This window comes from Pantoea sp. ANP04, from assembly GCF_041982285.1.
GTDB lineage: Bacteria > Pseudomonadota > Gammaproteobacteria > Enterobacterales > Enterobacteriaceae > Pantoea > Pantoea eucalypti.
Window position 1 is genome coordinate 1 of record NZ_JAUTYS010000175.1, and the last position, 527, is coordinate 527.

1 protein-coding gene is annotated in these 527 nt (G+C 52.4%); it reads right to left on the reverse strand.

From position 1 onward, the window contains the following. Positions 1 to 527 (reverse strand): EF-Tu/IF-2/RF-3 family GTPase (locus tag Q7C21_RS22965; protein WP_008927192.1); only part of this gene is annotated, 527 nt, incomplete at both ends.

Sequence of the window (527 nt, forward strand, 5' to 3'; positions counted from 1 at the left end):
CCTTCGCGGATTGCGAAGCGCAGACCTTCGTCCATTGCGATTGGGTGGATCAGGGTAACAACCATTTTGATGTTGTCGCCTGGCATGACCATTTCAACGCCTTCTGGCAGCTCTACTGAGCCGGTTACGTCAGTTGTACGGAAGTAGAACTGTGGACGATAGCCTTTGAAGAACGGAGTATGGCGACCACCTTCGTCTTTAGACAGAACGTAAACTTCTGACTCGAACTGGGTGTGTGGCTTGATTGAGCCTGGCTTAGCCAGAACCTGGCCACGCTGGATGTCTTCACGCTTGATACCGCGCAGCAGAACACCACAGTTTTCGCCTGCCTGACCCTGGTCCAGCAGCTTACGGAACATCTCAACACCGGTACAGGTTGATTTCGCAGTATCTTTGATACCAACGATTTCAACTTCGTCGCCGACTTTAACGATGCCGCGCTCAACACGACCGGTAACAACAGTACCACGGCCAGAGATTGAGAATACGTCTTCGATTGGCAGCAGGAACGGCATATCGATCGCACG